The 21393-nt window shown below is 47.4% G+C and carries 18 protein-coding genes; 12 read left to right on the top strand and 6 right to left on the bottom strand.

Features of this window, described 5'->3' with window-relative positions; translation table 11 throughout:
* Window positions 1–6: 6 nt before the first annotated feature.
* Together KO537_RS15910 and KO537_RS15905 are read left to right on the top strand one after the other, a co-directional pair.
* On the top strand, window positions 7–903 hold the full coding sequence (locus KO537_RS15910) for an acyltransferase (RefSeq protein ID WP_105250476.1): 897 nt from the start codon (window positions 7–9) through the stop codon (window positions 901–903).
* Between the two features lie 13 nt (window positions 904–916).
* Complete coding sequence (locus KO537_RS15905) at window positions 917–1861, top strand: acyltransferase (protein WP_219234860.1); 945 nt, start codon at window positions 917–919, stop codon at window positions 1859–1861.
* A 7-nt stretch (window positions 1862–1868) separates the two neighbouring features.
* Here KO537_RS15905 and KO537_RS15900 read toward each other — a convergent pair whose 3' ends face one another.
* On the bottom strand, window positions 1869–2363 hold the full coding sequence (locus KO537_RS15900) for a DUF523 domain-containing protein (protein ID WP_113941620.1): 495 nt from the start codon (window positions 2361–2363) through the stop codon (window positions 1869–1871).
* 300 nt (window positions 2364–2663) lie between these two features.
* Between KO537_RS15900 and KO537_RS15895 the strand changes: the two genes are divergently transcribed.
* The 7 genes from KO537_RS15895 to KO537_RS15865 all read left to right on the top strand — a co-directional run bounded on the left by KO537_RS15895 (window position 2664) and on the right by KO537_RS15865 (window position 15537).
* Window positions 2664–3431, top strand: coding sequence for a GntR family transcriptional regulator (locus tag KO537_RS15895; RefSeq protein WP_006084449.1), 768 nt, complete (start codon window positions 2664–2666; stop codon window positions 3429–3431).
* Between the two features lie 52 nt (window positions 3432–3483).
* A complete protein-coding gene (gene prpB, locus KO537_RS15890) occupies window positions 3484–4362 on the top strand; it encodes a methylisocitrate lyase (protein WP_006084450.1) in 879 nt (292 codons plus the stop codon).
* A gap of 167 nt (window positions 4363–4529) precedes the next feature.
* A complete protein-coding gene (gene prpC, locus KO537_RS15885; RefSeq protein WP_219234858.1) occupies window positions 4530–5657 on the top strand; it encodes a 2-methylcitrate synthase in 1128 nt (375 codons plus the stop codon).
* Between the two features lie 80 nt (window positions 5658–5737).
* A complete protein-coding gene (gene acnD, locus KO537_RS15880; RefSeq protein WP_173248019.1) occupies window positions 5738–8341 on the top strand; it encodes a Fe/S-dependent 2-methylisocitrate dehydratase AcnD in 2604 nt (867 codons plus the stop codon).
* A 139-nt stretch (window positions 8342–8480) separates the two neighbouring features.
* Complete coding sequence (prpF, locus tag KO537_RS15875) at window positions 8481–9692, top strand: 2-methylaconitate cis-trans isomerase PrpF (RefSeq protein ID WP_219234856.1); 1212 nt, start codon at window positions 8481–8483, stop codon at window positions 9690–9692.
* Window positions 9693–9747: 55 nt separating this feature from the next.
* On the top strand, window positions 9748–10611 hold the full coding sequence (locus KO537_RS15870) for an isocitrate lyase/PEP mutase family protein (RefSeq protein ID WP_219234854.1): 864 nt from the start codon (window positions 9748–9750) through the stop codon (window positions 10609–10611).
* A 399-nt stretch (window positions 10612–11010) separates the two neighbouring features.
* Window positions 11011–15537: an EAL domain-containing protein gene (locus KO537_RS15865; protein WP_219234890.1), complete on the top strand. Its 4527-nt coding sequence runs from the start codon at window positions 11011–11013 to the stop codon at window positions 15535–15537.
* Between the two features lie 72 nt (window positions 15538–15609).
* Here the strand turns inward: KO537_RS15865 and KO537_RS15860 are convergent, their stop codons facing one another.
* Window positions 15610–16701: a branched-chain amino acid aminotransferase gene (locus KO537_RS15860; protein ID WP_131524942.1), complete on the bottom strand. Its 1092-nt coding sequence runs from the start codon at window positions 16699–16701 to the stop codon at window positions 15610–15612.
* Between the two features lie 218 nt (window positions 16702–16919).
* Between KO537_RS15860 and KO537_RS15855 the strand changes: the two genes are divergently transcribed.
* Both KO537_RS15855 and KO537_RS15850 read left to right on the top strand, forming a co-directional pair.
* Window positions 16920–17192 carry a Rho-binding antiterminator gene (locus tag KO537_RS15855; protein ID WP_219234852.1) on the top strand — a complete coding sequence of 91 codons (273 nt, stop codon included), beginning with the start codon at window positions 16920–16922 and terminating at the stop codon, window positions 17190–17192.
* Window positions 17193–17205: 13 nt separating this feature from the next.
* Window positions 17206–17553 (top strand): hypothetical protein, encoded by a 348-nt coding sequence (locus KO537_RS15850; RefSeq protein WP_173248027.1) that lies wholly within the window; start codon window positions 17206–17208, stop codon window positions 17551–17553.
* Window positions 17554–17709: 156 nt separating this feature from the next.
* Here the strand turns inward: KO537_RS15850 and KO537_RS15845 are convergent, their stop codons facing one another.
* Both KO537_RS15845 and KO537_RS15840 read right to left on the bottom strand, forming a co-directional pair.
* Window positions 17710–18063: a RidA family protein gene (locus tag KO537_RS15845; RefSeq protein WP_173248029.1), complete on the bottom strand. Its 354-nt coding sequence runs from the start codon at window positions 18061–18063 to the stop codon at window positions 17710–17712.
* Between the two features lie 81 nt (window positions 18064–18144).
* Window positions 18145–19638: a Na+/H+ antiporter NhaC family protein gene (locus tag KO537_RS15840; protein WP_219234850.1), complete on the bottom strand. Its 1494-nt coding sequence runs from the start codon at window positions 19636–19638 to the stop codon at window positions 18145–18147.
* Between the two features lie 179 nt (window positions 19639–19817).
* On the opposite strand from KO537_RS15840, the gene KO537_RS15835 reads away from it, so the two are divergent.
* Window positions 19818–20039 (top strand): cell division protein ZapB, encoded by a 222-nt coding sequence (locus tag KO537_RS15835; RefSeq protein WP_006083484.1) that lies wholly within the window; start codon window positions 19818–19820, stop codon window positions 20037–20039.
* Here the strand turns inward: KO537_RS15835 and KO537_RS15830 are convergent.
* Complete coding sequence (locus tag KO537_RS15830) at window positions 20036–20248, bottom strand: DUF1107 domain-containing protein (RefSeq protein ID WP_006083486.1); 213 nt, start codon at window positions 20246–20248, stop codon at window positions 20036–20038. The genes KO537_RS15835 and KO537_RS15830 overlap by 4 nt on opposite strands.
* 504 nt (window positions 20249–20752) lie before the next feature.
* A complete protein-coding gene (locus KO537_RS15825; protein WP_173248033.1) occupies window positions 20753–21361 on the bottom strand; it encodes a thiol:disulfide interchange protein DsbA/DsbL in 609 nt (202 codons plus the stop codon).
* Window positions 21362–21393 lie beyond the last annotated feature (32 nt).

Here is a 21393-nt window from a genome sequence, read left to right as displayed (position 1 = left end):
GCTCGGATGGGAATGCTGTTTTCACAGATAAAAGGCTGTATTGCATTTTTAGGTTACGTTATAAATACCGTCTTTTGGACTATCCCAATCGTGTTAATCAGTTTTATAAAACTGATACCTATCAGTCCATTAAGGACTGCGACTAGTCATGTGCTCGATTTTTGTGCCAGCGCTTGGATCAGCGTCAATGGCGTGATTGAGCGTTGCTTACATCCCGTTAAAATAGAACTGAGTGGTGACACCGACTTTTCCACTAAAGAGTGGTATATGGTGATTGCCAACCACCAGTCTTGGGTCGATATCCTGATCCTGCAGCGGATTTTTAACCGAAAAATTCCTTTCTTAAAGTTTTTCCTCAAGCAAGAGCTGATTTTTGTACCTGTATTAGGCCTAGCTTGGTGGGCACTCGATTTTCCTTTTATGCGCCGTTATAGCACAGCGCAGTTGCGTAAGAATCCCAAGTTAAAGGGCAAAGACATTGAAATTACACGTAAAGCCTGTGCTAAGTTTAAGGCTAAGCCTGTGAGTGTGATGAACTTTGTCGAAGGCACGCGCTTCAGCAAGGCTAAGCATCAAAAACAAAACTCACAGTTCCAACATTTGCTAAAACCTAAAGCGGGCGGTATGGCCTTCGCGCTATCAGCCATGGGTGAACAGATCCACAAGCTAGTCGATGTCTCCATTTACTACCCAGACGCAGTACCGAGCTATTGGGACTACCTGACAGGCAAGTTGCCAAGCGTTAAAGTACACATCAAGGTCTCCGATATTGATCCTGCAATGCGCGGCGATTATATGAATGACCGCGATTTTAAAATTGGCTTCCAAGAACAACTGAATCAACTCTGGCTCACTAAGGATCAAGTGTTAAGCCAACTCGCTAGCCAAGCGAATAAAGAATAAAGGTAACGCCACTATGTTGAATTTCCTGCCTGGTTCAGTGTTGTTTATTCTGAGCTTAAGCTTGCTGATCATTAATACCGCCGTTTGGGGCTCGCTTATCAGCATTGGCGGATTAGTGAAACTTGTGATGCCAGCACAAAATGCGCGCAATGCGGTGACTGCGGTCATGAACCGTTTTATGTGGGCTTGGGCCTGCTGCAACGGTGGCATTTTGTATTTGATCGCTAAAATTGAGTGGGATGTCAAAGGGCTCGAAGGACTCGATAAAAACAGCTGGTATTTACTGATCAGCAACCACCTCAGTGGATTCGATATCGCCGCGCAAACTTACGTGTTACGTAACCACATCCCTATGCTGAAGTTCTTCCTCAAAAAAGAACTCGCCTATGTGCCCATCATGGGCCTAGGATGTTGGGCGCTGGATATGCCATTTATGAATAGAACCAGCCCAGCAAAACTTAAAAAGAATCCAAAGCTTAAGGGCAAAGATTTAGCGACCACACGCCGCGCCTGTGCCAAGTTTAGCAATATGCCCACCTCAATCATTAACTATGTTGAAGGCAGCCGTTTTACCCAAGATAAACATCAGCGCCAAAACTCGCCTTATCAACATTTGTTACGTCCTAAAGCGGGTGGTATCGCCTTTACCTTATCAGCCATGGGCGAACAATTTACTAACCTGCTGGATATGACAATCGTCTACCCAGATGCGCCTGAAGATATTCTGTTTGGGGTAATGAATGGTAAGGTCAGTAAGATTATTGTGCGAATTAACGCCCTGCCCGTGCCCCAAGTCGATGCGGCACGTTATTTCTCTGAGTCAGAGTACCGCGTCGAATTCCAGCGCTGGTTAAATCAAGTGTGGGCGGAAAAAGATCAACAAATTCATGCTTTACTCCAAACACATCAAAGTGTGAACAATAAGGCCACCAGCCCAAATCACACTCAAGCAAGCTAGCTCGTCTCTAGCTTTGCTCTAGTTCAGCAACACATGCCGCTGCAGCGGATAACTCCAATTCATTGAATACAGTTATTCCTGCGGCGCTGAGTTTTTCAGCCGTTAATCCTTGTCCCGCAATTAACTGTTTTACAAATTGACCATCGTAAATCTGCCTATTACCACAGGATGGACTACGGGCTTTTAAAATCGCCACTTTAATCCCGTGTTGCTGCGCCAGCTTAAGCGCGAGATCGGCTCCCAGACTAAAAGCGTGGGTCACATCCTCACCTTGGGCAGTTAAGATGCGCTGTCCAATCCGCTCCGCTGGCGGTCTAGGTGTTGGCAAACCGCCTGCACATTCGGGACAAATCGCCACAATCCGCCCTTGCTCGAGCCACGTTTGCACCAGCTCGCTCTCCATCAAGTTATGGCCACCGTCGTAGCGCACCGCTTGTCCGAGTAAACAACTGCTCACTAACACTTTTTCCACTGTCATCCCCAAATGTCTCATTCCGCCCATAGCATAACGCGAAGGATAAACATGCCAAATTCATTTGGACGATTTCCCCCAAAACCATCAACATCCGCAACGAGGTTGGAAGGTTAAAACTACGCCATTGTTGACAATTTAATATTTAAATATTCATAACATAAAATATTAATAACGAGATAATTAAAATAAGATGATAAAAATCAATTACTAAAACAGAAGACCATTGAAATATAGACTTACGTCTAAGTAAACACATTGTTGACAATCCGCCAAGGGAGGGCTATTTTTTACCCATTGTCGACAATCCTATTAATAGTGATGCGCTCTATGTTGAAGCAAGACACGACGTTCGTTTCTGATGACACTCAAGTTCCCCACCTGCACAAGGTCAAATCGACCTCGGCAGATAAGACGTCGACCACATTAGCCGATCAAATTTTGGTGCAGATCCAAACCAGCATTATCAAGGGCGAACTGCCTGCAGGCAGCAAGATTAATGAGCAAGCACTGGCCGAAAAATACGGCATCAGCCGCGGCCCGACCCGCGAAGCACTGCAAACCTTAGAAAGACAACGTTTAGTGGTGCGTGCGCCCCATGTTGGTGCCCGCGTCGCCCAGCTAACAGTGAGTGAACTTAACGATTTATATCAACTACGTAGCGTGCTTGAAGGCATGGCCTGCGAACTCGCCGCCAGCCGTATTACCCCAGAACAATTAGCCAAATTAGAAGATCTGCTCGCAACGCAAGAAGCGGCGCTCGCCAAGGGCGATACTTACTTCCAAGAGGAAGGCGATGTCGACTTCCACTACCAAATTATTCAAGCCAGCGGTAACAAGCATCTGCAGGAAACCTTAGTCGGCGGGCTGTATCACTTGCTGCGTATGTATCGCTACCAGTGCACCAATAAAAATCGCCCAGTGAAAGCGATTGCCGAACACAGACGCATAGTCGAAGCCATTGCCCAGCGCGATGGTGAGTTGGCCAGTTTGCTGATGCGCCGCCATATCGAACAGGGGCGTAAAAATACCGAATTACGCTTAATTGAATTGCAAGCCAATGCAGCCGCAAAAGAAACCTTAGCCAACATTAGCTAAGTTCTTACGGCTCAATATGCCCACTTCCCATAAAATGGAAAAGGATAAAACCATGACCCAAAGCGCAGGATTACGTTTTCGCCAAGCTCTTGCTAAGGCCAAACCGTTACAAATCGTTGGCACCACCAATGCCTATTTTGCCTTAATGGCAGAGCAAACTGGCTTCCAAGCCTTGTATCTTTCGGGCGCTGGCGTTGCCAATGCTTCCTACGGTTTGCCTGACTTGGGCATGACATCAATGAATGACGTGCTGATTGATGCAGGCCGCATCACCTCTGCCACGCAGGTGCCTTTATTGGTCGATATCGATACTGGCTGGGGCGGCGCATTCAACATTGCTCGTACCATCAAAGAATTCGAAAAAATCGGCGTCGCTGCTGTGCACATGGAAGACCAAGTGTCGCAAAAGCGTTGCGGCCATAGACCCAACAAAGCAGTCGTGAGCATTGAAGAAATGGTCGATCGCATTAAAGCGGCCGTCGATGCCCGTACCGATCCTAACTTTGTGATCATGGCGCGTACCGATGCGGTCGCCGTGGAAGGTTTAGAAGCGGGTATTGAACGTGCTCAAGCGTATATCGCCGCCGGCGCCGACATGATCTTCGCCGAAGCCTTAACTGAGCTAGACCAATATCGCCATTTTAAAGCACAGGTAAAAGCACCAATTTTGGCGAACATGACTGAATTTGGTCAAACCCAATTGTTCAATAAAGAAGAACTCGCCGAGGCGGGTGCCGACATGGTGCTTTATCCACTCGGTACTTTCCGTGCAGCCAACCAAGCCGCACTGAACGTCATGCAAGCGCTGATGAATGATGGTCATCAACGCAATGTGCTAGACACTATGCAGACCCGTAAAGACTTGTATAAATACTTGGGCTACCACGCCTTTGAAGACAAGTTAGATCAACTGTTCAGCCAAGATAAATAACCGAAAAGCTGCAACCCTACAGGGTTTGACGTTAAAACAGATTTAGCGTTAAACAAATTAAATAAAAAGTGCAGCCTTAACCAATAAATGTCGGCGAATAAGTGCTCTGAAATGAGCACTGAAATCCGCCAGCAATAACCACATAGAGTTAACGGAAGGGAAGGATTATGTCAGAAGCGAAAAAACTAAGCGGTGCAGGATTACGTGGCCAGAGCGCAGGCGAAACAGCATTGAGCACAGTGGGCGTGTCAGGCAGCGGCCTAACGTACCGCGGTTATGATGTGAAAGATCTCGGTGAAAATGCCACCTTCGAAGAAGTCGCCTACCTTATTCTTTACGGCGAGCTGCCCACGGCAGCCCAACTTGATGCCTACAAAACCAAACTCAAAGGCCTTCGCGGTCTGCCGCAAGCATTAAAAGAAGTATTGGAGCGCATTCCAGCCGACACTCATCCTATGGATGTGATGCGTACTGGCTGCTCTATGCTAGGCAACTTAGAAGCCGAGCACAGCTTTAGCGAACAGAGTGAAATTACCGACCGTTTACTCGCCGCCTTCCCATCAATCATCTGTTACTGGTATCGCTTTAGCCACGATGGCGTACGTATTGATACTGAAACCGATGACGATCAAATTGGCGCACACTTCCTGCACTTGTTACATGGTAAAGCGCCGTCGGCACTGCATGCTAAAGTGATGGACGTATCGTTAATTCTTTATGCAGAACATGAATTTAACGCATCAACCTTTACCGCCCGCGTATGCGCTTCAACCTTGTCAGATATGCATTCATGCGTCACTGGGGCGATTGGTTCACTGCGCGGTCCGCTGCATGGCGGCGCGAACGAAGCGGCGATGGAACTGATCCAAGACATGAAAGATGAAGCCGATGCGCGCGACATCTTAATGGGCAAACTCGAGCGTAAAGATAAGATCATGGGCTTCGGTCACGCGATTTACCGCGACAGTGATCCACGTAACGCCATCATCAAAGAATGGTCAGAAAAACTGGCGGCGGCCAACGGTGACGACCGCCTATATCGAGTATCAGTTGCCTGCGAAGCCCTGATGTGGGAACAGAAAAAACTCTTCTGTAATGCAGATTTTTTCCACGCCAGCGCTTACCACTACATGGATATTCCGACTAAGTTGTTTACGCCAATCTTCGTGTGTTCACGCGTCACTGGCTGGGCGGCGCACGTGATGGAGCAACGCTCTAACAACCGCATCATCCGCCCGAGTGCCGATTATGTGGGCGTTGCGCCGCGCAAAGTGGTACCGATTGCCAACCGTTAAGCAAAATTGACCACACTTGGCGCGAGATTTCACTCAATGTAAGTCTTGCGCCAACTTCATTTTCCGAAATGGATGATGTTATGAGCACTGCTATGAATACCCAATATCGCAAGCCCTTACCCGGCACTCAACTCGATTACTTCGATACCCGCGAAGCCGTAGAAGCCATTCAAGCTGGCTCGTATGCCAAGCTGCCTTACACCTCGCGCGTTTTAGCTGAAAACTTAGTCCGTCGCTGCGATCCGGCCGTTTTGACCGACTCGCTAAAACAGATTATCGAATCTAAGCAAGAACTGGATTTCCCTTGGTTTCCTGCCCGCGTGGTGTGCCATGATATTTTGGGGCAAACCGCTTTAGTTGACCTTGCAGGTCTGCGTGACGCTATTGCCGCTAAAGGTGGCGATCCCGCCAAAGTGAACCCAGTTGTGCCAACCCAGCTGATTGTGGATCACTCACTCGCTGTCGAATTTGGTGGTTTTGATAAAGACGCCTTTGCCAAAAACCGCGCCATCGAAGACAGACGCAACGAAGACAGATTCCACTTTATTGATTGGACGCAAAAAGCCTTTAAAAACATTGATGTTATCCCTCAGGGTAACGGCATCATGCATCAAATTAACTTAGAGCGTATGTCCCCTGTGGTGCATTCACGCAATGGCGTGGCCTTCCCAGATACCTTAGTTGGCACCGACAGCCACACGCCGCACGTTGATGCGCTCGGCGTTATCGCCATAGGTGTCGGCGGCTTAGAAGCCGAAAGCGTGATGCTAGGGCGCGCATCCTATATGCGTCTACCGGACATTATCGGTGTAGAGCTCACGGGCAGACCACAGCCCGGCATTACGGCTACCGATATCGTATTGGCCTTGACCGAATTTTTACGCGCACAAAAAGTCGTCTCCTCTTACTTAGAGTTCTTCGGTGAAGGCGCAGCGGCACTGACATTAGGCGATCGCGCCACGATTTCGAACATGACACCTGAATTTGGCGCTACTGCGGCCATGTTCTACATCGACCAGCAAACCTTAGATTATTTGACCTTAACTGGCCGCGAAGCCGAGCAAGTTAAGCTGGTTGAAACCTATGCCAAAACCGCAGGTTTGTGGGCCGACAGCTTGACCGAAGTACACTATCCACGCGTACTGCATTTTGATTTATCTTCGGTGGTGCGCACCATTGCAGGGCCATCAAACCCACATGCGCGGGTGCCAACATCAGAATTGGCTGAGCGCGGAATTAGCGGCGTAGTCGAAAACGAGCCAGGCTTAATGCCCGATGGTGCTGTGATTATTGCGGCGATTACCAGCTGCACTAATACCAGTAACCCACGCAACGTGATTGCCGCAGGTCTCATTGCCCGCAACGCCAACGCTAAAGGCTTAAGCCGCAAACCTTGGGTCAAAACCTCACTCGCCCCCGGCTCAAAAGCGGTGCAGTTGTATTTGGAAGAAGCCAAGCTATTGCCTGAACTTGAACAACTCGGTTTTGGGATTGTTGGGTTTGCCTGTACGACGTGTAACGGTATGAGCGGCGCGCTGGATCCTGTGATTCAAAAAGAAGTGATCGACCGCGACTTGTACGCCACCGCTGTGTTATCGGGTAACCGTAACTTCGATGGCCGTATTCATCCCTATGCTAAACAAGCTTTCTTAGCATCGCCGCCATTGGTCGTCGCCTACGCGATTGCAGGCACCATACGTTTCGATATCGAAAAGGATGTGCTGGGACTAGATAAAGACGGTAAGCCAGTAAAACTTATCGACATTTGGCCATCGGATGAAGAAATCGATGCCGTGATTGCGACAAGTGTTAAACCTGAGCAGTTCCGTAAAGTGTACGAGCCCATGTTCGATTTAGCCGTCGATTATGGCGAAAAAATCAGCCCGCTGTACGATTGGCGTCCGCAATCTACTTATATTCGTCGCCCACCTTACTGGGAAGGCGCATTGGCGGGTGAACGCGCACTCAAGGGTATGCGACCACTGGCGGTGCTGGGTGACAACATCACCACAGACCATTTATCGCCCTCTAACGCCATTATGATGGACAGCGCCGCGGGCGAATATCTGCACAAAATGGGCTTGCCGGAGGAAGACTTTAACTCCTACGCCACCCACAGGGGCGATCACTTAACCGCCCAACGTGCGACCTTTGCCAACCCTAAACTTAAAAACGAGATGGCAATCGTTGACGGTAAAGTGCAACAAGGTTCACTGACGCGTATCGAGCCAGAAGGTCAAGTGACCCGTATGTGGGAAGCGATTGAAACCTATATGGAACGTAAGCAGCCGCTGATCATCATAGCGGGCGCAGATTACGGCCAAGGTTCGTCCCGCGACTGGGCAGCCAAAGGCGTGCGTTTAGCGGGTGTAGAGGCCATAGTTGCCGAAGGTTTCGAGCGTATTCATCGCACTAACTTAGTCGGTATGGGCGTGTTGCCGCTGGAATTTAAAGCTGGTGACAACCGCGCCACCTACGGTATAGACGGCACAGAAGTGTTCGATGTCCTAGGCACGCCAGCGCCAAGAGCGGACTTAACTGTCGTTATCACCCGTAAAAACGGTGAGCGCATCGAAGTGCCAGTGACGTGTCGTCTCGATACCGCCGAAGAAGTGTCTATCTACGAGGCTGGCGGCGTATTGCAGCGTTTTGCTCAGGACTTTCTTGAGTCAAATCAGGCTTGAGTCGAGATTTGAATCGACGCCCGTGTCTGGTTAGAGACGACTCTTAAATATCAGCTAGCGAAACCGAGCGCCAGCGACTTCACCATTAAGTTACTGACGCTCATTTGGACTCCATTGGGAGTCCTTTTGGAGTTAATGAATGAATGCTTCAACAATCCACGCGCCACAAATCAAAGTCGCCGCGACTTATATGCGCGGCGGCACCAGCAAGGGCGTGTTTTTCCGTCTGCAGGATTTACCTAAAGCTGCACAAGTTGCCGGCCCCGCCCGTGATGCCCTACTGCTGCGAGTGATAGGCAGCCCAGATGCTTACGGTAAACAAATTGATGGCATGGGCGGAGCCACCTCGAGCACCAGCAAAACTGTAATCCTCTCCCCTAGCACCCAAACCGATCACGATGTCGATTACCTCTTCGGCCAAGTGGCGATCGATAAACCTTTTGTCGATTGGAGCGGTAACTGTGGCAACTTGACCGCCGCTGTCGGTGCCTTTGCCATCAGCAATGGCCTAATTGATACGGCCCGCATTCCACACAATGGCGTCTGCACAGTCCGAATTTGGCAAGCCAATATAGGCAAAACTATTATCGCCCATGTGCCAATCACCCAGGGTGAAGTGCAAGAAACTGGTGATTTTGAGCTCGATGGTGTGACCTTTCCTGCCGCCGAAGTGCAAATCGAATTTATGAACCCAGCTGCGGACGAAGATGGCGGCGGTGGTAGCATGTTCCCTACGGGTAATGTTGTCGATGTGCTAGAAGTGCCTGGCATTGGCAGCTTTAACGCTACTATGATCAACGCGGGCATTCCCACCATTTTTATCAACGCAGAAGACTTAGGCTACACGGGCACAGAGCTACAAGATGATATTAATAGTGACAATGCCGCCCTGGCCAAATTTGAAACCATTCGCGCCTATGGCGCCGTGCGTATGGGCTTGATTTCACATATTGATGAAGCTGTTGCACGCCAACATACGCCTAAGATCGCCTTTGTCGCTAAGCCTAAAGCCTATGTGTCATCGAGCGGTAAAACCGTCAATGCAGATGAAATTGACCTACTGGTACGCGCCTTGTCTATGGGCAAACTGCACCACGCTATGATGGGTACGGCTGCCGTTGCGATTGGTACGGCGGCGGCAATTCCCGGCACTTTAGTCAACTTAGCCGCAGGCGGAGACACTAAGGATAAAATAGATGCGGTACGTTTCGGTCATCCATCAGGCACCTTGCGCGTTGGCGCTGAGGCGTCAATGGTCAACGGTGAATGGACAGTTGTTAAAGCCATTATGAGCCGCAGCGCCCGGGTACTAATGGAAGGTTTTGTGCGGGTGCCGAGCGATAGTTTCTAATCGTTTATCTAGTTTTAGATTCAATAGCTAAAGGCGCACAAGGAAGACGATTCAAATGAAAAAAACAACGGCATTACGACAAATGCTGAGCGGCACCGATATCCACGTCGCCCCAGGCGTTTACGATGGCATGACGGCACGTTTAGCCGAACAGGCGGGGTTTAACCTGATTTATGCCAGTGGCGGCGCCATTGCGAGGAGCAGTGGTTTCCCCGACATAGGCATGTTGAGCTTTAGCGAAGTATTGCATCGACTCGAACAAATGGTTGAAGTGACCCAAGTGCCCATCATAGCAGATGCGGATACTGGGTTTGGTAATACAATCAACGTGAGTCGAACAGTGAAAGCCTTTGAGCGAGCAGGTGTCGCGGCATTACACTTGGAAGATCAAACCTTTCCAAAGCGTTGCGGCCATCTGAATGATAAATCTTTGGTGAGTACCCAAGAAATGGTGCACAAGATCCAAGTCGCCAAAAATAGCCAAACTGACCCAGATTTTGTCTTAATTGCCCGCACAGACGCGATCGCCGTTGAAGGATTCGACGCTGCGATTGAACGCTCACATGCTTATCTAGCAGCAGGTGCCGACGTGATTTTTGTCGAAGCGCCCGAAACCATTGAGCAAATTGAATTAATTGCTAAGCATATCAAGCAGCCTAAGCTCATCAATATGTTCCACAGTGGCAAAACACCGCTAGTATCGAAGGATAGACTGCAAGCATTGGGATACAAATTCATTATTATTCCCTCTGACTTACAGCGAGCGACTATCCATGCTTGTCAACACACCTTACGCACCATTCTCGAGCAAGGTGACAGTGGCAGCATTGCCGAGCAGATGGTGTCATTTACGGAGCGTGAACAAATCATCAATACCCAAGCGTATTTGGATCTTGACCTCGGTTATGAACATAAATGAGTCGCCGCAGGTTTAACCCTATCCTCTAAACGCTAAACGCTAAACAGTTTAACCAAAGACCTTGCTTCTCCCCCTTCCGGCAAGGTCTTTTTTCTATTCTCGCCCATCATTTTAATCTGCTTCGCCCGTATTTGTCTTAGCATGATATGTTGACATACCTGAAACAATGCTAAGATCCTTTAGCAAAAACGCCAGAATACAAACCCGTCATAAAAAGAATATTGGCAGTGAAACGGTACAGTTAATATATTGCATGATCTATTACAGAATCGCGCCCATCGATTTTGGTTATTTTTAAACCAAGTCAGCAATTTAAGTCGCATTTTTACAGCAAAATGGCATGTAAGGTCTAGGCTAAGAACTAAACTAAATAGAAACCTAATCAGGATGGGTCCGTTTTTGGTAGGGGAAAATTTGAGTCAACTAATCCACAAGCTAATGTTTAGTACGCTTTTTATCCTAAGTTTGTTGGGGATCTCGTGCAATGGATTAGCTCAACCATTGAGCGCGGCTTCTACACAGCTCAAATTTGAACATATTCGCAGTGAAGATGGCCTTACCCAAAATACGATTACTAGCCTGTTTATGGATAATGCAGGTATGTTATGGATTGGCACTCAAGATGGTTTGCATGCTTATAACGGTCACAGCTTCAATATTTTCCCCCATTCACCCAATGATCCGAGGAGTATTTCTGAGAGCTATGTCTCTGACATTATTCAAGACTCAGAAGGTAATATCTGGGTTTCGACTTTCAGCCAAGGGGTAAATCGACTCGATTTGAGCACAGGGACCTTTGAACACTTTGGCCAAGAACAAGGGCTTACCGATCCACGCACAACCAAACTCAGCGTTGTAGGCAATACACTCTGGATTGGTACTAAAGCAGGACTATTTTCCCTATCGACCAAAACCAAACGCATTACCCAAGTAAACTTAGGTAATAGTGTTCAACCCCACATCACCAGCTTAGCCAATGTTGAAGACACTTACCTGCTGGCAGGAACACAAGATAGCGGCACCTTTGCTGTCAGTGCCAATACTATCACTCGCTTAAATGTCCCGCAGAATCTCACTGCACATCAAATTAGGGCACATTCCGCTAATGCGATCACCTTAGCTCTGGGTGAGCAATTATGGCATTACAACTTGGCGTCACAACAGGGCGAAATCCTCTGGCAGACAGACGATAATGTGCCTTACATTAAAGATTTTATCCAAACTGAGCAGGGTGACTTTTGGGTTGTTGGGCCAGAAGCCGGTCTCATTCAACTCGAGAGAAACGATAAAGCATTTACTGCGACCTACCACAGGTATGATCCTAAGCGTACCAACAGTATCAGTGAAAATAACATACTGAGCTTACTGCAAGATCCCTTTGGCAATTTATGGTTAGGTGCCAGTTATTCTGGTCTAGATAAAATAAATACGCGCCGTCAGTATTTTCAGCATATTTACGAATCCACCCCTAACCTGTCGCAACAAAGTAACAACATTCGCACCTTGTTCCGCAGCCAAGATAATGCGCTATGGATAGGCACCGAAGGTGCTGGGCTTAAACGCATGTTGGCCAATGGAAAATATGAACACTACACGGAGCTCTTTGCTAACGCCTTAGGGATGCATCAACGCAACTTGAATCTTATCCTGCGAGATATAGACCAAGACAAAAATGGCGTGCTTTGGTTTGCCACTAACTATGGGCTAGGTCGACTGGCGCTAGATGGCCACTTCCAGTTACTCAAGGTGACAGAACGCACCGATCAAGGCTCAGAAACCAATTATATCCGTAGTTTAGATATTGATGAGCAAGGTCGCCTCTGGGTGGCAACAACCAATGCCCTCTACCGTAAGGCGATAGATACCGATGAATTTACTTTTATCTCATTGGCACATATTGATAATTTCTATCCAGCACAAAACCAGTTTTTAATCCTCAGAACACACAAAGACACGCTATGGATAGGTACTCTCGATGGCCTACTTAAACTGGATATGAAAACAGGCACAGGTAAATCCTACTTCCATCAATCCTCAGACAAAAACAGCCTGATCAACAACCGTGTCCGCGATATTTTAGTCACAAAGTCGGGCGAGGTATGGTTTGCCACCCATGGTGGGATCAGCAAGTTACCGTCCCAAGAGACTGATGCAGGTTTTAGCCACTATACCCGCAATCAGGGATTACCAAGTGATACCATCTATGCCTTACTCGAGGATCAAGAACACAACATTTGGTTTAGTAGTAATGCGGGGATAGGAAAGCTCAATCCTAAAACCAATCGTGTCATCATATTTAACGAACAAGAAGGGCTACAAGCACTGGAGTTTAACGGTGGCGTAAAACTTGAAGACAGCGATGGCGATCTCTGGTTTGGTGGCATTAATGGCATAAATCGTTTCAATCCAAAGTCAATTCCAGATCAACGACCCGATGTTAAAGTCGCACTCACTGGCTATAGTATTGCGGGTAAAGGGCACACTATTCTCGATTTAAGTCATCCACCTAGCATAGTAATGGACTATAGCGATCAGCTGATCAGTTTTGAGGTGACCTCATTGGATTTCAGCTATACGGGTAAAAACCGCTTCAGCTATTTTCTTGAGGGATTTGATAACGAGTGGCATGAGCTCCCCACAGGTAATGAAATCACCTTCACCAATATTAATCCTGGTCACTACCAACTGCATGTTCGCCATGGGCTGCAATACAACACTCAAGGTGACTACGCCCTTTCTGTCGATCTTCATGTAAAAGCGCCCTTCTATCGAACTCAGTTCGCCTACGCCCTCTACAGCTTGCTCTCTCTATGGCTGTTGGCTTGGATCATTATCTGGCGTAAAAGAAAACGTCAGCAACAGCGCGAATTTGAAACCAGTATCCGCGCCTCAGAGGAGCGACTCAAACTTGCACTTTGGGCCTCTGGCGATGGCATGTGGGACTGGAACATACCAGAAAATCGAGTCTATCGTACCAATATGGATTCTTCAGTCCCCCATTGGAATAGCAGCAATATAGCCCATGAGAGCATGCACTCAGAGGATAGAGAAAGATTCAAATTTGAGCTTAACGAACACCTTCAAGGTCGTTCGCCTTTCTTCGAAGCAGAGTACCGAGTCGAACGCTCCCCCGGTAATTGGGTATGGATTTTAGACCGCGGTAAAGTGGTGGAAAAAGATAGCCTAGATAATCCGATCCGCATGACAGGGACCAATCGTAACATTACCTCGCGCAAACTGATTGAAAACGAGTTGGTACTGTCATCACAAGTGCTCAACAGTATGAACGAAGCCGTTGTAGTGGGAGGATTAAACTATCGAATTCGTTCGGTCAACCCAGCATTTTGTGCCATTACAGGGTACACAGAACGCCAAATAACCGACAGGCATTTCATTCACTTAGCCTTTAGTCGCCAACAGCGGGAGTTGTTCAATACAATTGAACAACAGCTACTGCGTCACAAACATTGGGTCGGAGAACTGTGGATCCGCAATAAACAACGTCAGGCCATTTTAGTCTGGCTTGAAATCAACCAAGTGATCGATATCAAAGGCGAAACCAGTCACTTCGTTGCTGTATTTACCGACATCACAGAGCGGAAAAAAGCCGAAGAAGATCTGCGTTTCCTCGCCAGCTTCGACACATTAACTGGCTTACCGAACCGAACTTTATTTCAAGACAGGCTCAACCACGCGATTACTCAAGCGCACAGAGCGAATAATATCGTTGCCTTGCTGTTCTTAGACCTCGACCGCTTTAAACATATCAACGACTCTATGGGTCATCATGTCGGGGATTTGTTACTGAAAGCCGTGGCAAGACGACTGCAAAATGCAGTGCGTGATGGCGATACTGTCGCACGCTTAGGTGGCGATGAATTTACTATTATTTTAGAAGGTGTTGCGAAAACAAAAGCCGCAACCCTGATCTCAGAAAAAGTGCTCAGAGCATTCCAAACACCCTTCCTATTGGACGATAAAACGCTAACCATCTCGACCTCAATTGGTATCAGCTTATACCCTAACGATGCGGACAATGCCGACTCACTGATTAAATTTGCCGATACCGCCATGTACCACGCAAAATCATCAGGTCGAAATAACTTCCAGTTTTATACCTCTAAGTTGAATGAAATCGCCACCCGTCATGTACAACTCGAAAGTGGTTTAAAGGAAGCTATCCAACGCAAAGAACTAAGCTTGGTTTATCAACCTAAATTCTGTTTACGAGATGGTTCACTCACAGGACTGGAAGCACTTTTACGTTGGTATCACACTGAACTTGGTCCTATTTCACCTGTGGAATTTATTCCACTCGCGGAAGAAACGGGTATCATCACTCAAATTGGCCACTGGGTGATCAATCACGCCTGCCAGCAATTAGCCGAATGGAATAGCCTAGGATTTAACGGGATCACTATTGCCGTCAACCTATCGGCTCGCCAACTGAAGGCGGACATTATCTCCACCATCGAAGTTGCTTTAGCCGTATCAGGTCTCCCGGCTCAATCCCTTGAGCTTGAGCTTACTGAATCAATGATCATGGGCAATCCGCAGGAGTCGGTCAGCATCCTATCTAAACTCAAAGCCCTAGGATTGACCATAGCCGTGGATGATTTTGGTACGGGTTATTCGAGCCTAAGCTATCTCAAACGCTTCCCGATAGACACACTCAAAATCGATCGAGAATTTGTCAGAGACATCACCAACGATCCCGACGATGCCGCCATCACCAGCGCCATTATTGCCCTCGCTCACAGCTTAGAACTGAATGTCGTCGCCGAAGGCGTAGAGACCCAAGAACAGCTCAACTTCTTGGCGATGCAAGGTTGCGATCAAGTACAAGGTTTTTTACTGAGTAAACCCTTAAATGCCGAAGATTGTTTAACCTTACTCAAAAATCAATCTAAGCCACAGCCACTTTGATTTAAGGCATTATCGACAAAAACAGCCAATAAAAAAGGCTCCTAGGAGCCTTTAAACATCACCACAAATTCCTTACTTTGCTAAACGTTCAACACGCTTAACCCAGCCTTCAGGACCTTTAATATGGCCCTTTTGGATTTCGGTATACAGTTTATAGATGCGCTGAACATGCTCGCCCACTTCACCATTACCGACAGTGACAACATGGCCATCTTCAAAAATGTAGGAGCCCACAGCAGAAACCACGGCCGCCGTCCCAAAACCACCCGCCTCGATAATTTCACCAGATTCAATATCAGCGATAAATTTATCAAGCATGACAGTCTCTTGGCGCACTTCACAACCAAGCATCTCACCCAATTCCATAATGGATTGCGAGGTGATCGACTTCAAAATAGTATCTGTGAAGGTTGGAATAATCACAGTGCCATCTTTCAGAATGTGGAAATGATTCATCGCGCCCGCTTCTTCAATCTGTTGATTGGTTGAATCGAGATATAACACTTGCGATGCACCAAAGGCTGCCGCTGCTTTACCCGCACGCAACGAAGCCGCATAGTTACCCGCGGCTTTTGAGGCGCCAGTGCCACCCGATACTGCACGATGGAAAGTTTTGCTGATCAGCAAGCGTATGCCTTTGTTCACGCCAGCCGCGTAATAAGCGCCACTTGGGCTTAACACGACACAGAAGGTATAACGCGAACTTGGGCTCACAGAGAGGCGGTCTTCGGTCGCAAAAATAAAAGGACGAATATACAGACACGCGCCTTCTTGCATCGGGAACCAGAGGCGATCGACATCGATCAACGCATTGATCGCATCCATCTGCATTTGTTCATCGATATTGGGAATACAGACGATATCGGCGGAGCGATTCATCCGCTCGGCATTCTTATTAATACGGAAAGTATAAATCTCGCCGTCTTCATGCATAAAGGCTTTAGCGCCTTCGAAGATCGACTGGCCATAATGCAACGCCATTGCACCCGGTGCCATTTCAAATGGTCCATAAGGAACGATGCGCGGATCGCACCATTGTCCATCATGATAATCCATCAAAAACATATGATCGGTTCTGAGGCTACCAAAGCCCACATTACCCTCGGGCTTGAATTGCTCAGTACGGCGCTCGGACGCAGGTTTTAAATTGTAAGTTATTTCCATCGCATACCACCTTGATTACTGAACAAGCAGACTAGGGAGCGACAGGAATAAAGTCAAGAGGGGCGCGCATATCTAAAGGTCTAAGCAAATAAAAAACTCGCTAACACGCTTGGTTCAACTTTTCACACGGCCTCAGAGACAGGATAAAACAATCCACAATAATGCCAATGGCAAGTATTTTTGCCACAATAGGGTCGAACTCCCAATGAGATGATCCAATGTCAGATTATAAAATGATCCCCTGCGCCCACTACGACTATCTCGAACTCGCCTGTCTGCGTGGTTATCAACTCAACATTGAGCTTATTGATGGCACCCAGTGCCAAGGTAAAGCCATCACCACGCAGACAAGAACCGACAAAACTGAGTGGCTTATCATCCAACTGCAACAAACTAAACAATCCCTTAGACTCGACCATATCGCCGCCATCACACCCCTCGAGCCTAATGCTGAATTTAGCCGAGTACTCATTGCGGCCAAGCAACCCTAGCAAAGGATATAACATGGCAACTATGATTTTATCGGTTGAAATCGGTCACTGGATCGGTGGGCATAACGGCCAATACCCTCATCTCATTGAATTTGATATGGCACACCTGGATAGACCCTTTCAGGTCAGCGAAGGTTGGGGGCATGGTTTAGGAGGCTCCGCTTACTCACTCGCACAATTTGTCGAAACGCCTTATTTCCTCAAACTCAAAACCGAGGCTCCTTGGGCGTTTGCCATTATCGAACAAGGCTTAGCCCAACAAGATATTGAGACTATCGCCAGCGCACTCTCAGAACAATATGGGGATCATCCGCCGCTTGTCCCTGCACATTTAATGGAATACTTATTAGGTTTAAGCTAAAGGGTTTTGTTAGAAGAGAGTGGACCTGCTGAACAATACAGGTTTAGTTAACGAGGTGTATTGCGGAAAAGCTTCACCGAGTCATGACACTCGGTGACAGGATTCGAAATAGGGATCGAAACAGGCTTCTAAACGGTACGAAAAATAGCTTAGCGCTTAAACCGCAACCGCCGCAATCACAGAAACTTCAACCAAATATTCTGGCTCGGCAATAGCGGCTTGCACACAAGCGCGGGCTGGCGCATGGCCTTTAGGCACCCAAGCATCCCATACCGCATTCATCGCATCATAATCCCCCATATCTTTCAGATAAATAGTCGCTGACAGTAAATGCTCACGCGAACTTCCCGCCTGCGCTAACAAGGTATCGACCTCCTCAAGCATAGTGACAGTTTGCTCGGTGATGCCTTGATACTTGTCCTTCGCCACTTGGCCACACAGATACACAGTACCTTGGTGGATCACTATACTGCTCATACGGGTACCTACATCTAAACGGGTAATACTCATATTGATAATCTCTTAAATCAGATGCACTTAAATAAATGGCTCAGCAAGAACCGAATCGGCCATTTTAGCGATAAACTGGCTTTATGTCTGCGCCACGAATCTAGGCAAAGGTGAATAAAAACGTGCCATCAAGGCAAATAATCCTAGGCTACAGCTCACCACGGCCAGCCACACTAACGGTGTCACCACGGCTAAATTGACTAATTGAAATCCGACTAAGGCTGCGCATGCCGCGATCAAAGCAAAGGGCAACTGAGTCACCACATGGTCATGGGGAGCGCAACCAGAACTGGTCGCACTGAGCACGCTGGTATCTGAAATGGGCGAGCAGTGGTCGCCAAAAACCGACCCCGCCATCACAGCGCTCAGTACAGGTAACAACAAATGAGGATCCAAGTTATGGGCAATCTCTGCGCCAATAGGGATCATAATTGCAAATGTTCCCCAGCTTGAACCCGTCGCAAAAGCCATTATCGCGCAGAGTAAAAACATTCCCGCTACCAGCAGGTGCGGAGAAAGATAAGCCTTAGCCCAAGCAGCCAACAATTTAGCGACGCCAAGATCTTGGATCACAGCGCCAATCATCCAAGTGCAGAGTAAAATCGCAATGGCGAAGGCGATCATGCGAACTCCGTGGCTCAAATCCCCCACTAACGCCGTTAAACGTCGCCCAGACAAGCCTAACATGGCAAGAGTGACTAAGGTTGCCAACAAACAAGCATCGCGCATAGAAGCACCAATATCAGCCTTAGCAAGCCAAAGTGACACATCCCAAGAAGAGACCTGCTGAGCCCCAGACCACAAAGTTAATCCCACTGAAGCAGACAGCAGAGTCAGCATAGGGATTGCGAGCAGCCAAGGATTTCCCTTAACCTCGACCGTATTGGAGGATTCCACAGCAGTAGCAGCAACAAAAGAGTGAAAACCTACGCCATACCAAGCGACGAGCACGGACAAGCCTAAGGTCACTATGGCGTAAAAGTTAAATAAGGCCACCTCAATAAAGGCTTCCAGCGGCGACACGGGCAAAAAGCTGATCCCCGCGATAAGCGCCATCACATAGGGGCCCCAACTGGAGAAAGGCAATAGCGCGCATAAAGGCGAAGCATTGGAATCAACTAAATAGGCGAGCTGCTCATGGCGAATACCATAACGCTGGCTGAGCGGCTGACAAACATGGCCGACAGCAAGACAACTGAAAATCCCATCGATAAACACTAACCAACCAAGAAATACGACCCCAAGACGCGCCTGACGTTCAGTACGAATACGGCTATACAGCCAATCACCAAACTGACCCACGGCACCACCACGTGCTAACAATTGCGTCATGCTACCGAGCAGTAACATGGCCAATAGCACATTGAGATGCCACGCTTGCCAAGCACCTTGGGCATAAAATTGTTTTACACCGGTATCAAGCAAATACAACCCCGTTTGCAGAGGATCAAATTGGGCGATTAATAGGGCACCAGAGACAATACCTACACCTAACGCCACCAGTGTGCGGCGTAAAAATAGGGCTAAGGTTAAGGTCAACAGTAGCGGGAGTATGGCGAGCAAACTAGGCGACATGGACCATTCCGATAAAAAATAAAACCAAGAATACTAACGAGTTAATAACAAATGCAAAAAAACTTAATTTAGAACCCAGTAATAGGGTGTTTTTTAACCAAACGGCAAGAATCGCTATTCCTTAAGTTCTAGGCACTGCTAGAATCACAGTCCCATCCAGAAACCATAGGACTCTCCAGATGAGCCTTGAATTACTGTCCAAACTGGAAACCAAAATCCAGGCTGCACTCGAAACTATCGAGCTTCTAAAAATGGAGCTTGAAGAAGAGAAGCAAAAAGCGTCTACGCTGAGTGAGCACAATCAACAATTGAATGCGCAAAACCAGCAACTACAAGAAGAACTCACTTCTTGGAACGAAAAAGTGACTGGCCTTGTTGGCTTGTTAAACAGCGAAATCTAAACTGCATTAGTTTGATGATGCTGCGCTTCGATCAGTTCGTTCAATTCTAAAATAGCCTGCTTCACTTTTGGCAGGCTTTTTCTTGGCAGTAAAAACCGTCCCTTCTCAAATTCCAATCGTCCTAAATCTTTAACCCAAATAACACCAGTGAGAAAAATACGCGCGTGCTTAACGATAAGCTTAGGTGCGTAGACAGGAAAAACTCTCATATGACCACCTACAAGCATTCTTGTTGTTATTGATTACAGTTGTTTGACAGAAGCTTTGCCACTTGAGTTTCATCGTTAGAGTGGTATTTTTCATCTTTTATCGCCAAAAATACTTAATCGTTTGATTTAGTTAAACTATGAATATGTCACCCTGTGAGTAAAAAAGAAGAACGCCATAATAATGTCACTTGCCAATTTTTTGACACTCTGCTAAATTATTAGCGTTACTCAGGGTAAAAATGAGTCCTCTGGCTCAAGTCCGTACTTTCTTTTACAAGAAGTACGGTTTTTTTTGCCCATTTTTTGCCTCGTCTTTATTCAGTAAGTTCAAACGACTAGCCTACAGAGGCCTAACTCAGTACGTTAAACTCCCTATCAAAGCTTTATTTGCCTTGTTGTTGCCAACCCCCCAATAAAAAAGAGCCCTTAGGCTCTCTTTAACATGCAATCGATACAGCATTATCATCCGCTCATATGACAGCAGTGCGGGTAACGCCTATCGAACTATTTTTTTGCTAGGTAGAAAGCAATTTCTAACAGCTCGTCGTAGGATTTGATTGCCCCTGTTTCAACACGGTACTTACCGTTAACAACCAGAGCAGGTACACCCGTCAGCTTAGCGTTTTCAGTATCACGCTTCATCTTTGCCATTTGCGCCTTTACCATGAAAGACTCTGCGGCCGCATCGAAGGTTTTACCATCGACACCGTTAGCAATAAACACGGCACGAACATCATCGCGATTAGTAAAATGCTGTTTCTTCTCATGAATAGCAGAGAATAACGCCGCATCCATTTTCTCATCGACGTTTAACTGATGTGCGACTGCAAATGCGCGTGACATTTCAACCCCCATCTCTTTGCCGATAAAATCAACGTGTGCTTGGTTAAACGCAACGCCTTCTGGCTTATCGGCGAGAATTTTTGGCACTACGGTTTTAGAGAAAGTAAAACAATGCGGACAATAGAAAGAGAAAAACTCAGTAATTTCAGGCTTCGCAGTTGCTGGGCCATCGTTAATCACTGTGTAATGCACACCTTCTTGGTATTCCACAGCCGATACTGCCAGTGGCGCCAGTAACAGAGCCGCGGCCATGAGTAATACTTTTTTCATGAAAATTCCTTAAATCATTTTGATAAATTGGC

It is taken from the genome of Shewanella sp. NKUCC01_JLK (assembly GCF_019345615.1).
Taxonomy (GTDB): domain Bacteria; phylum Pseudomonadota; class Gammaproteobacteria; order Enterobacterales; family Shewanellaceae; genus Shewanella; species Shewanella oncorhynchi.
Note: the sequence above shows the minus strand (reverse complement) of the source record. Positions and strands in the feature narration are given on the sequence as shown.